The organism is Oceanospirillum beijerinckii DSM 7166, assembly GCF_000422425.1.
GTDB lineage: Bacteria > Pseudomonadota > Gammaproteobacteria > Pseudomonadales > Halomonadaceae > Oceanospirillum > Oceanospirillum beijerinckii.
This window is the reverse complement of the sequence record NZ_KE383829.1, coordinates 181,700-194,047: the sequence shown is the minus strand read 5'-3', so window position 1 is coordinate 194,047 and position 12,348 is coordinate 181,700. Positions and strand designations below refer to the sequence as shown.

Genomic DNA, 12,348 nt, shown 5'->3' with positions numbered 1-12,348 from the left:
GCTAATACATAGCCCAGATGGCCCCAAGCAGACGCACTAGACATAAACCGGATAAGACACGAGATGACCACCACGGATACCGATCAGTTTCACGAGATTCGCCCTTATTACGATCACGAAGCCCATGACGTGATCCAGCGTATTATCAATCACCCCGAACTGATTGATGCGATTTGCCAGTTTCGTTTTCCTCAGGTCCATAAAAGCCTCGGCTTTATCCTGCGCCCTTTGATTCGCCGTAAACTGGCCAGCCAGTTTGCCAAAATCAATACTGTGCATGAGTTTCAGATGCAAGTTGCCGGTTATATGGCCCGTATGATCAAAACCACCACCGAGGGTTTTACTGTCTCAGGGTTGGACAAGCTTGATCCGAACAAGGCCTATCTGTTTGTCGCCAATCACAGGGATATCGCCATGGACCCTGCATTTGTGAATTATGCGCTGTATCTGAATGGCAATAACACCGTGCGTATCGCCATTGGTGATAATCTGCTGAAAAAACCATATGTCAGTGACCTGATGCGCCTGAATAAGAGCTTTATCGTCAATCGCTCAGCCAAAGGTCGTGAGATGATGAGAGCCATTACCGAACTGTCCGCTTATATCAATCACTCCCTGCTGGAAGATCAGCACTCCGTATGGATCGCCCAGAAAGAGGGCCGGGCAAAAGATGGTATCGACCGGACAGACCCGGCTATTATTAAGATGTTCTATATGAGTCGCAGAAAAAACACAGAAGGCCTGTCTTTTTCTGATGTGATCAACCAGCTGAATATTGTACCGGTCACCATCTCTTACGAATATGACCCCTGCGATGCACTGAAAGCAAAAGAGCTTCACAGCGTTGCAACAGAAGGCCGCTACAATAAGGCAGAGTTTGAAGATATCCAAAGCATCGTTAACGGTATCTCAGGTAATAAAGGGCAGGTTCATGTGCACTTTGATGAACCGCTTTCAGGTGACCTGGACAGTGCCGAAGAGGTAGCCCGTCAAATAGACCAGGCTATTCTGGATAACTACCAGTTCTTTGATGCCAACTGGATAGCACTGGAAATGCTGGGTGGCTATGAACATATCAGCGGCAAGCCACGGATTGATCCCGCTAAGCGCCAGGCCTTTGAACAACGTGTAAACGCACAACCAGAAGCATACCAAGCATATATCCTGCGCATGTATGCAAACCCTGTTCTGAATAGTCGTGGCCTGTTGAAAGATTAATCAGTAACCACAGCTCAGGCGATCACTTTGTAAAGAAAAGGATCGCCCAATAGCCATTCAATACAACCTGTTTGCGAGGGCACCATGCCACATCAGCATACCCGTGAAGCCCATAAAGTTACTCTCATCGGTGCCGCACTGGATACTCTGCTGGGGGTTGCCAAAATTATCGTGGGCTGGTTTAGCCAGTCCCACGCACTGATCGCTGACGGTATTCATTCCCTATCTGATCTGCTAACCGATGCTTTGGTGATCATAGCCACTCATTATGGCCGCCAGGCTCCCGATAAAGAGCACCCATACGGACATGCCCGCTTTGAGACTCTGGGCACACTGATACTCAGCAGTATTCTGATCGCCGTTGCCGGAGCAATCGCTTACGACAGTTTGTTGAGACTGCTTAACGCCGAAAATTTACAGATTCCGACTTGGCCAGCTCTGGTCGTCGCAGCCATATCTATTGTGAGTAAGGAGTGGATTTTCCGGTATACCCTTCATATCGCGAATAAGATGAAATCGGACCTTCTGAAGGCTAACGCCTGGCATAGCCGCAGTGATGCCTTGTCTTCTATTGTGGTATTTATCGGTATTGGTGGCAGTATGCTGGGCATTCAATGGCTTGATCAGATCGCAGCCTTCATCGTGGGCTTGATGATAGCCCATATCGGTTGGAAACTGATGAGTGATAGCCTGAAAGATCTGCTGGATACCGCACTGCCTGAAGAGGAAACCCGAAGTATCATTGAACTAGCCAGCCAGATTAAAGAGGTCAAAGGCGTACATAGCCTGCGCAGCCGCAAGATTGGAGCCCTGGTCTTTCTGGATATCCACCTGCAGGTAAATCCCACTATCAGCGTGTCTGAAGGGCATCAGATCGGTATGAAGGTGATCACCCTACTGCACCAACATGATCTGAGCTACGATATTACCTTTCATATTGATGCGGAAGACGACTCGCGCCGCAGTTATCATGATCACCCTGCGCTGCCGTTACGACAGGAGTTACTGCTGAATTTACAGCAAGCCTGGCAACCTCTGGGCTTTGTTCCAGACCCCTCACAGCTGGTATTGCACTATCTCAACCACAAAGTCGATATCGATCTTTACCTGAACTCGACGCTACCGGAAGACATTAACCAGACAGACTTAGTCCAGCCGCTTACTCAATACACATGGTTAGGAGAGCTTAGGCTATGGAAGCGCTATCACACTGATCCATAAGGTCAAAATACAAAGAAGTATCAAACCAGTATGAGTCCTATAGCAATAGGACAGAAAAGCCAATCCACAAAAAAAACATGGTTTTTAAGAAGATGTAAAAAAGCGTCAGAGCTGAAAAAAGTTCTATTTCATCAGCCATTTAGCTTATATAATTTTGACATAACACATATCTCCCGGCACAGGTCGCCATAAGCGAGCAGAAAAGTTGCAACGATCAATTGCAGCCGCCGAGGATCTGATAGAAAAACTACAACAATGAGTAAGTTTCTATAAGGAGGCGCCATGAGCACCGCTAACGAGATGAACCAAACGCGAATTATCAATGAACTGCGCCACTTCATCAAAAAGCTGCTGCAAGATCCGCAGATTGTTCCTGCTGCTTTAGAGGTCGCCCGTAAACACTACGGCACTCAGGATGCCGCCGTGGCAATGGCTCAGGAAATCAGCAGTTTAACCAGTGTGAAAATTCCAGATGACCCAGAAGACTTTTCTGATGCAGACCGCTTATTTCTGGAAGTATTAAAAGAAGTGATGGATGAAGAGCAGGCCTTATACTAATAAGTCCCATTGCTCACCAATAAAAGTAGAGTATTTACTCACTCTTATTAATACAGCATAAGAAAGCAAGGCGCGACAGCCTTGCTTTTTATTCAGCGAACAACACAAAACAACTAAAAAATAAAAACATACTCTCATCTACAAGCAACAATATTATTTTTTTACAAAGTAGTAATAATCCATTTCAGGTACAGACACACCGAGCTCAGCCAGAACGGCAGAAATCTGGCCTCTATGATGGGTACCGTGATTAAACACATGGATTAAAAGATCTGCAGCATTAATCCTGCCTTCTTCACCTGCCAAATTACGAAACTTTATATCTTGTGCCAATCGCCGTTCAGTCATTGCAGCACAGGTTCTGAACCAAAGATCACATTGATTGAGCAGTGCTGCCTCAAGCATCTTAGCATCGGTTTCAATTTCATGGCTGAGGTCACTAACAGGGTAAGGCTCTCCATTGATACGGGATAACCATAACTGGTCGACCAGCAACAAATGATTTAATGTACCGTGCACACTACCAAAGAATAGCCCTTCATTCGATCGATACTGTTCTTCCGAGAGCAAGGCAACAGAATCAAACAATTTTTCTGTTGCCCAACAATGATAACGTGATAGTTTCGCTAAATATTGCTGCATTTCTAACCCCTTAACACTCTAGATTATTCCTCAACATCTGCCGAATCCCAGGTAACTCCCTTGGCTATATCAACTGTAGGTGTAAATGTTCTCTTCACAGCCTTGTTGCCATCACTGGCCAAACCATCAACACTCTTCACTGCAATTATACCATTGGTCACTGTCACTGAAGCAATACGACCCACCTTTACTGTTGCTGATACGCCCTTACTGCCATTATCACAATCATCCAGCTTGCCTTCAGCCATATAGCAAACCGCAACCTCAGCTTTATATTTAGCCGCAAATGAATCCAGCTCAGCCAATTTAGCCTTACGGGTATAATCCTGATACTGGGGCACCGCCACAGCAGCAAGAATACCAACAATCGCGACAACAATCATAAGCTCGACAAGAGTAAAGCCTTTCTGATGCTGCGTGAGAATTGACTTCATTTTTTTCATTTCTATACTCCTTGAAATTGATTCATTTAACGAGCAGAAAAGCATGATTATTCTCAGGAATAAGCGTATTTTTTATTGAATATTGCTTCCTCAAAGAGTTTAGGCATGGACATTTCTTTTACAATCCATTTAAAGAAATACGCTACAAAAAATAACTAAAACCTGATCTCTGTCCCATAATGAATAGTATCAATTACCGGAACAAAGATTTTTCGACACGCATACACTCATCCTCTCCGACCAAGGTCCAAAGAGGATAGAAAAATCTATTTTGGTGTGCTTAATTAAGTAAGTACACAGTACTTTTTCCCGTATAAAGCCCGTATTTTCCGGCCGCTTCGGTCGGAAAATATCGGAATATTTATGTTTGGGTACTTATTAAAAACAATTTAACTGCCCAGGAAATTAAAAGCCTTTTATTATCAGTGTGTTAGCTTTTGGGAAGTTTTATTTACCTCTATAACACATGGATTATTGGTGCAACCGAAAAGCTTGCGGAGAAAACGTAACATATTGATTTTATTAGTCTGCCTCTCCTGAATAATTACAAAACATTAATGCTATTGCTGATAAGGATGGATCCGTGAATTTAGAGGGCATTGCACGACGGCTAACACAGGAAAAAGTGCTGGATACACAAACCGCATTAACATTGCAGGAAGAAGCCAGCCAACATAGGCAATCATTTTTACAATATGCAGCAAGCCGTAACAAAGTATCTAATAACGCTCTGGCACTGGCTGCAGCCAGAGAGTTTGGTATGCCATTTATTGACCTAACGGCATTTGACCGCAAACATCTCCCGAGAAACCTCGTCAAAGATAGCTCAATTCGACACCATATGGTGCTCCCCCTTTACCTCCGGGGTAACAAATTATTTCTGGCTATTGCGAACCCAACCAATCTAGCTGCCGTTGATGAAATTCAGTTCCAAACAAATTTAAATATAGAAGCGATCCTAGTGGCCTATGATCAACTGAAAGTGATGATTGACGCTTATCTGGAAGGCGATGAAGAAGCTTTAGCCAAGCTGGAAGAAGATGAGCTCAATAGCCTGAAAACCAGTGAAGAAGATAACAACACAACATTAGTAGCCGAAAGCACCTCAAATACCAACGACGCACCTATCGTTAAATTTGTGAATAAGATTCTACTGGACGCTATAAAGCTTGGCTCATCCGATATTCACCTTGAGCCCTATGAACGTAAATTTCGGATTCGCTATCGCACCGATGGCTTACTACATGAAGCACTTATCCCACCATTTAATCTTAGGCACCGTATTACCAGCCGTATCAAAGTAATGGCTCATTTGGACATCTCAGAACGCCGCATACCGCAGGATGGTAGTATAAAGCTGAAAGTATCTAAAAGCCGTACCATTGATTTCCGGGTCAATACCCTACCGACAATCTGGGGAGAAAAAGTAGTACTTAGGGTATTAGACTCCAGTGCCTCCCGGATCAACATTGATGAACTCGGTTTTATCGAAGCACAACAGAGTCACTACCAAAAAACGCTGCTTCAACCTCAGGGAATGATACTGGTAACGGGCCCTACGGGGAGTGGCAAAACGGTCACGCTCTATACCGGTTTAAATATTCTAAATACCCCAGAACGCAATATCTCATCTGCAGAAGACCCGGTAGAGATCAACCTTGAGGGTATCAATCAGGTTAATGTAAATACCAAAGTAGGGCTGGATTTTGCCACTGCACTCAGGGCCTTTTTACGTCAGGATCCAGATGTGGTGATGGTCGGCGAGATTCGTGACCTGGAAACTGCCGAGATTGCCATTAAAGCAGCCCAAACCGGTCACTTGGTATTATCCACTCTGCATACGAATAGTGCTGCTGAAACGCTGACCCGCTTGAGCAATATGGGTATACCCGCCTATAACATTGCGACCTCAGTCAATCTGATTATTGCGCAACGACTGGCCAGAAAGCTATGTCCAATCTGCAAAGTATCAATAGAGATCCCCATCGAAATGCTGCTCTCTGAAGGCCTATCAGAGCAGGAGATCAAACAAGCCACGTTATTTGATGCCGTCGGGTGCGAAGCGTGCCATCAAGGTTATAAAGGACGGGTCGGGATCTACGAAGTGATGCCAATTAGCACTGAAATATCACGGTTGATCATCAATCACGCCAACTCCATTGAGCTGGCAGAACAAGCACGTAAAGAAGGCTCTATCAGCCTACGCTATTCAGGCTTAATCAAGGCGCTAAATGGGATCACCAGCTTAACGGAAATCAACCGAGTAACTCAGGACTAAAAATGCAAGGAGCAGAAAATATGGCGACAAAACAGAACCTTAATAGGCAGCAGCTTCAATCCTTTCAATGGCAAGGTGTCGATAACAAAGGCAATAAACAAAGCGGTGAACTAAGTGCTCTCAGCCTGAATCTGGCCAAAGCTCAACTACGCCACCAAGGCATTACCCCTCACAAAGTACGCCGAAAATCCCGTCCCTTATTTGGTCTTGGTGAGAAACAAGCCACCAGCAAAGATATTATGCTATTTACCCGCCAATTATCGACTATGATTCGTGCAGGCATCCCTCTGATTCAATCCCTGAACATTGTCGCAGAAGGTTTGGAAAATCCTGCAATGCAAAGAATCGTTGTCACAATTCGCAACGAAGTGGCCGATGGCAATATGCTCAGCTCTGGACTGCGCAAACAAGGTAAGCATTTCGACAAACTGTTTTGCAACCTGATTGAAGCCGGAGAACAGGCCGGAGCATTAGAAACCATGCTGGATCGAGTTGCACTATATCAAGAAAAAACTGAGCGTTTACAGGCCAAGGTTAAAAAGGCATTGTATTATCCAATAGCGGTTTTAACTGTTGGTATAATCGTTACCCTGATCCTGCTACTTAAGGTAGTGCCTCAGTTTGAGTCCCTGTTCAAAGGCTTTAATGCAGAACTCCCCTGGATAACTCAAGTCGTTATCAATACTTCAGTTTTTGTCGAACACTATTGGTGGTCTATTATAATCGCACTGATGTCAGTTTCTCTTATACTGGTCAGCAGTTATAAAAAATCTGAAGATTTTGCCTATAAGCTTGATGCCCTGAGCCTTAAACTCCCCATCATTGGTAATATTCTAAAAAAATCCACTATCGCCCGTTTTAGCCGCACTCTATCAACCACCTTTTCTGCCGGTGTCCCTCTGGTTGAATCCATGACATCTTCGGCAGGCGCTGCCGATAATCGGGTTTACCGAAAAGTGATCTTTCAGGCCCGGGACAGCATAGCCACAGGCCAACAGCTGAACTTTGCTCTCAAAGCCAGCCATCGTTTTCCAGCAGTGGTCACTCAGATGGTTTTGATTGGTGAAGAGTCTGGCTCACTTGACTGCATGCTGGATAAGGTTGCCGATTTGTATGAACAGGAAGTCGATGATGCGGTGGAGAATATGACCACCTTGTTAGAGCCTATGGTAATCAGTTTCTTAGGTGTACTCGTCAGTGGTATGGTACTCGCCATGTATCTGCCAATGTTCAAAATGGGTAGTCTTTTTTAATTGAAAACCCAGTGTACTCAACCAATTAACACTGTCCCCATGCCTATTGAACAATCAGATCGGGACAAGATAAGAGACCTTCATGCGCGAAAATCTCAACCTGCTTTACCCATTTATTTTTCTCTTCGGCCTGTCGCTGGGCAGTTTTATAAATGTAGTCATTCACCGGCTACCCATTATACTGCAACGACAGTGGCAGGATGAGCTCTCTGCCTGGCAAAGCGAGAGCATGCTTTTCGCTGATAACAGCTTGCAGGCAAATACGTCCGCACAGCCTCAACTCAACCAAAAACATGTGCAGCAAACCGAACCTGAAGCGCTACCTGAAAGCTACAATGTTGCCTGGCCCGGATCTCATTGCCCCCATTGTCTGCATAAGATTGCTCCTTATGACAATATACCCTTGATCAGTTTTCTTCTGCTGAAAGGTCGTTGCCGCCACTGTAAAACAACCATCTCTTTGCGTTATCCCCTGATAGAACTCTTAGCAGGTTCACTGGCGCTGGTTAGTACTGTCCAGTTTGGCTTTACCTTGGAGGCTATCGTCTATTTCTCTGTCAGTCTCTGCCTGTTGGCTCTTCTAACGATAGATCTGAATACCCAACTACTGCCCGATACACTGACAATACCACTGCTCTGGGCAGGCTTACTTTTCCATAGCGTAACCAATAAGAGTCAGTTGGATCTTTATTTATGGGGAGCCGTGGCCGGTTATCTGGTGCTATGGAGTGTGTACTGGCTATTTAAACTACTGACTGGAAAAGAGGGTATGGGTTATGGTGACTTTAAGTTATTAGCGGCTATAGGCGCTTGGGCCGGATGGATTGCTTTACCTCCGATTATGCTAATCAGCGCTTTGTCAGGATTGGTTATGGCACTGCTACTCCGCCTGACTAAAAAATCACCTCCTGGCAGCGCTATCCCCTTTGGCCCCGCTTTAGCTATTGCCGGTTGGTTAGTGCTATATTTTCCCGACACGATACAGAGACTGATGCAGTCACTGTTTATTTAATGGCCTGGTTGTAGATAGACTGATATTTGACTATGACTCAAACAAAAAAAAAGCATCACTAATCATCGGACTGACCGGTGGTATCGGCTCAGGTAAAACTGCCGCATCTGATTACTTCACCAGTCTGGGCGTCCTCATTGTCGATGCTGATGTTGTCGCCAGAGAGATTGTTGAACCTCATAAACCGGTCTGGCAGCAGATCGTTAACCACTTTGGTTCAGAGGCCATCAATGAAGACCAAAGCCTGAACAGGCCCTGGCTACGTCAAACAGTGTTTCAGCAACCTGAAGAGCGCCAATGGCTGGAATCGGTCACTCACCCTGCTATTCGGGAAGAGATTATCCAGCAGCTACAACAGCCCACTGAGCACTACGCGATGCTGGTCTCTCCACTACTGTTTGAAAGTGGGCAATCCGATATGACCCAAAGAAATCTGTTGATTGATGTACCAGTCGAGCTACAGTTGAGTCGTACCTGTGCCCGAGACAATAATAACGAAGATCAGGTTAAAGCGATTATTGCTGCTCAAATGAGCCGGGAGGAACGCAGGGCACGAGCAGATGATATTATCGTCAATGATCAGGACCTATCAGCCCTGCAACACGCCTGTGATGATCTCCATAAAACATACCTGACTCTGGTATCATAACCAGATCACTGTTAGCCGAATTTAAAAGACCAAAACTATGACAGAGAAAATACTGACCGTAGACTGCCCAACCTGTAAAAAGAAGGTTCAGTGGAATCAGGATAATATCCATCGCCCCTTTTGCAGCGACCGCTGCCGCCTGATCGATTTAGGTGAATGGGCCAGTGAAAATCATAAAATTGCAGGTGAGTCGGCCTTTGATGAAGCCAGTAGCGATCTAATGGAACAGTATCCCAAAGATTACTAATACCATTCCCGATAAGTTTCTTGATATTAGAGTAGGTTGGATAAGCGAAGCGCCATCCGACACGGATTCCGATACCGGATGATTGTCGGAAGGCGCCTTGCGGCTTTTCCGACCTACAACAACTTATCTGGTTTGGTATAAGTCCAACTCTTTCCTCTTGAGAAAAAACCTTAAGTGGAAATAGTCAGAGAGAAAAGCGACCCGATATCATTATCTGCCGACTCTATCCAGAGGCCAATCCGATAATAAACAGCCGATAAAAAACCAGTGCTAAAAACACCGGTTTTTTATCGCTCCAGAATCAGGCCAGTCCAATTAGGAAAAAATATCAGGAGGCGCTATCTGGAAATTGATATCAGGCTTTTTCCTGGGGCCAGAAGGCACGAATACCCGCAACCCCCTGACCACCCAGACCTTTAGCCCGACGAATATCTGCACGCCCCAGACCACCCAATGCATAAACGGGTACAGGTAGCTTTTCGATCAGCTCATTAAATTTCTGCCAACCAATCGCCTCAACACCAGGGTGACTTTCCGTTTCCTGGACAGGACTTAATGTCACCAGATCGGCCTGCAGAGCCGCAGCCTCTTCCAGCTGTGATGTATTATGACACGCACATGATAGTAATTTCTGCTTACTGACCGGACGCTGGGAGTAATGAGACAGACGCTCAGTTGTCAGATGAATACCATCAGCATCCACTCGCTCCAGTACAGATGGATCAGCATTCAGGATCAAACGCGCACCCGCCTCTCGTGTCAGCTCTAATGCCTGTTGGGCACGCTGAACAAAGGCCTCTTCATCCAGTTCATGGGCTCTAAGCTGTACCAGTTGGACACCAGACTCCAGTGCCTTAGACAGCTTATTTATCCAGGCCTGCTCATCAGCCGCCTCGCCAGTGATCATATAGTAATCTGGCAAGCTTAACGCTTTCAGGATCGGCTTATTGGCTTCCGGAAAGCTGTACTGATTCAACTCCTCAGGTTTCACCCAGCGTACTGCCTGACCTTCACGACCATAGGCGTCACCAGTAAAATGCTCCACACTCCAGACATCCAACAGGACATGGCGCTCTGGATATTGGTGGTGCACACGAATCAAAGGGGAAGCAGATTGTGCATCAATGCCAATCTCTTCATTCAGTTCACGGAACAGTGCCTGACGCGCCGTTTCATAAGGGGCCAGTTTTCCACCGGGAAACTCCCATAAACCGCCCTGATCGACAGTGGCTGGACGACGGGCGATAAGGATTTCACCCTTTTCATTAGTGACTACCGCAGCGGCAACATGAAGCAGTTTAGGCATGCAAAAACACCTGACTCACAAACACAAATAAGCTCCCAGACAAAAATAGCTTGAACAGTCCACCGGTCAAATCATGGTAGATGAATGAATAAACTTCACTGATTTCTGCCTGGGTATACACAACACTAAGATCTAGATATAACGAAATAAGGCTTCGCGACTGATCTTAGCTCCGATAGTCCGCATTTATCGTGACGTAATCGTGTGACAGATCCGTTGTCCAGACAGTTTCACTTTCATCACCTGCAGAGAGCGTGATCAGAATACGGATATTTTCCTGAGCCATGACCGCAGCGCCCGCTTCTTCAGTGTACTCAGGGTTACGGCCACCATTAGTAACAATCTGCACATCACCCAGCCAGATATTAATCTTGCTGACATCCAGCTCAGCAATATTCGCGCGGCCTACCGCAGCCAAAATACGTCCCCAGTTGGCATCACTGGCAAACAGTGCGGTTTTAACCAAAGGTGAATGTGCAACGGTAAAAGCGATCTCCAACGCATCGTCTGCGCTGGCTGCTTGCTCAACACTAATCTCAACAAACTTGGTCGCACCCTCACCGTCTTTTACGATCTCATGTGCAAGTACACGCATTACATCATCCAGCGCTTGCTGGAAAGCCGTGACTGCGGCGGCGTCATCACGACTGATGGCTGCGGATTTGCCGGTGGCGATCAGCATACAAGCATCATTAGTGGAGGTATCGCTATCGACCGTAATACGGTTAAAGGAACGATTGGACCCTGCCGCCAGCATCTCCTGCAGCAGTTCTTTTTCAATAGTCGCATCAGTGGCAATAAAGCCCAGCATTGTCGCCATATTAGGCTTAATCATGCCCGAGCCTTTGGAGATACCACTGATAGAAACCGTTTGACCGTTAATCTCAACCTGAGCCACCGCACCTTTTGGACGAGTGTCTGTGGTTAAAATACCTTCAGCAGCACCCACCCAGTTATCCACAGCCAGATTAGCCACCGCCTGATCCAGTACCGCTTTGATCTTATCGACAGGCAGAGGCTCACCGATAACACCAGTGGAAAATGGCAAAATCTCTTCAGCCTGAGTACCTGTCGCCTGGGCCAGAGCCTGGCAACATTGCTGCGCAGCCTGATAACCCTGCTCACCTGTACCGGCATTCGCATTACCAGTGTTGATCAATAAGTAACGCGGTGATGTTTGTGCAATATGCTCTTTTGCCACAATAACAGGAGCAGCACAAAAAGCATTCTTAGTGAAAACACCAGCAATACTGGCATCTTCCGGGCACTCAATCACTACCACATCTTTTCGATTCGGTTTTTTGATGCCAGCACAGGCAACCCCTAAACGAACGCCTTCAATCACATTAAAAACAGGTAACTCAGATGGGCCAACCGCCATGATCAACTCCTTACAACACACCCGGACACAACGTCAAAACGGGCAGGAAAAATTCAGATTTACAAACTTTTAGGGCTTGATGCCACAAAACCGAAGATCCTAATAAAATAAGGCCTTAATCACCAGCACTGAAAAACACA

12 protein-coding genes are annotated in these 12,348 nt (G+C 45.9%); 8 read left to right on the top strand and 4 right to left on the bottom strand.

Features of this window, described 5'->3' with window-relative positions; all coding sequences use genetic code 11:
- The first annotated feature begins 63 nt into the window (after window positions 1-63).
- The 3 genes from H579_RS0120800 to H579_RS0120790 all read left to right on the top strand — a co-directional run bounded on the left by H579_RS0120800 (window position 64) and on the right by H579_RS0120790 (window position 2,997).
- Window positions 64-1,218 carry a 1-acyl-sn-glycerol-3-phosphate acyltransferase gene (locus tag H579_RS0120800; RefSeq protein WP_036567039.1) on the top strand — a complete coding sequence of 385 codons (1,155 nt, stop codon included), beginning with the start codon at window positions 64-66 and terminating at the stop codon, window positions 1,216-1,218.
- A gap of 84 nt (window positions 1,219-1,302) precedes the next feature.
- Window positions 1,303-2,439, top strand: a complete 1,137-nt coding sequence (locus tag H579_RS0120795) for a cation diffusion facilitator family transporter (RefSeq protein ID WP_028302254.1) — start codon at window positions 1,303-1,305, stop codon at window positions 2,437-2,439.
- Between the two features lie 282 nt (window positions 2,440-2,721).
- On the top strand, window positions 2,722-2,997 hold the full coding sequence (locus tag H579_RS0120790) for a hypothetical protein (protein WP_028302253.1): 276 nt from the start codon (window positions 2,722-2,724) through the stop codon (window positions 2,995-2,997).
- 153 nt (window positions 2,998-3,150) lie between these two features.
- Here H579_RS0120790 and H579_RS0120785 read toward each other — a convergent pair whose 3' ends face one another.
- The gene (locus H579_RS0120785) at window positions 3,151-3,639 is read right to left on the bottom strand and encodes a DinB family protein (RefSeq protein WP_028302252.1); all 489 of its coding nucleotides are present in this window, start codon (window positions 3,637-3,639) and stop codon (window positions 3,151-3,153) included.
- A gap of 23 nt (window positions 3,640-3,662) precedes the next feature.
- Entirely contained in the window at window positions 3,663-4,082 is a 420-nt protein-coding gene (locus H579_RS29955) for a prepilin-type N-terminal cleavage/methylation domain-containing protein (RefSeq protein WP_028302251.1), read from the bottom strand.
- 583 nt (window positions 4,083-4,665) lie between these two features.
- Here H579_RS29955 and pilB point away from each other — a divergent pair.
- From pilB to yacG, 5 genes are all read left to right on the top strand, one after another.
- Window positions 4,666-6,360: a type IV-A pilus assembly ATPase PilB gene (gene pilB, locus H579_RS0120775; protein WP_211224770.1), complete on the top strand. Its 1,695-nt coding sequence runs from the start codon at window positions 4,666-4,668 to the stop codon at window positions 6,358-6,360.
- 20 nt (window positions 6,361-6,380) lie between these two features.
- Window positions 6,381-7,613 (top strand): type II secretion system F family protein, encoded by a 1,233-nt coding sequence (locus H579_RS0120770; RefSeq protein WP_028302249.1) that lies wholly within the window; start codon window positions 6,381-6,383, stop codon window positions 7,611-7,613.
- Window positions 7,614-7,695: 82 nt separating this feature from the next.
- Complete coding sequence (locus tag H579_RS0120765) at window positions 7,696-8,625, top strand: prepilin peptidase (RefSeq protein WP_028302248.1); 930 nt, start codon at window positions 7,696-7,698, stop codon at window positions 8,623-8,625.
- Between the two features lie 4 nt (window positions 8,626-8,629).
- Complete coding sequence (coaE, locus tag H579_RS0120760) at window positions 8,630-9,274, top strand: dephospho-CoA kinase (RefSeq protein WP_342662807.1); 645 nt, start codon at window positions 8,630-8,632, stop codon at window positions 9,272-9,274.
- A 37-nt stretch (window positions 9,275-9,311) separates the two neighbouring features.
- Window positions 9,312-9,521 (top strand): DNA gyrase inhibitor YacG, encoded by a 210-nt coding sequence (gene yacG, locus H579_RS0120755; RefSeq protein ID WP_028302246.1) that lies wholly within the window; start codon window positions 9,312-9,314, stop codon window positions 9,519-9,521.
- 355 nt (window positions 9,522-9,876) lie between these two features.
- On the opposite strand, the gene H579_RS0120750 is transcribed toward yacG, so the two are convergent.
- A complete protein-coding gene (locus H579_RS0120750; RefSeq protein ID WP_028302245.1) occupies window positions 9,877-10,827 on the bottom strand; it encodes a Nudix family hydrolase in 951 nt (316 codons plus the stop codon).
- Between the two features lie 166 nt (window positions 10,828-10,993).
- Complete coding sequence (argJ, locus tag H579_RS0120745) at window positions 10,994-12,208, bottom strand: bifunctional glutamate N-acetyltransferase/amino-acid acetyltransferase ArgJ (RefSeq protein WP_028302244.1); 1,215 nt, start codon at window positions 12,206-12,208, stop codon at window positions 10,994-10,996.
- Between the last annotated feature and the right edge of the window lie 140 nt (window positions 12,209-12,348).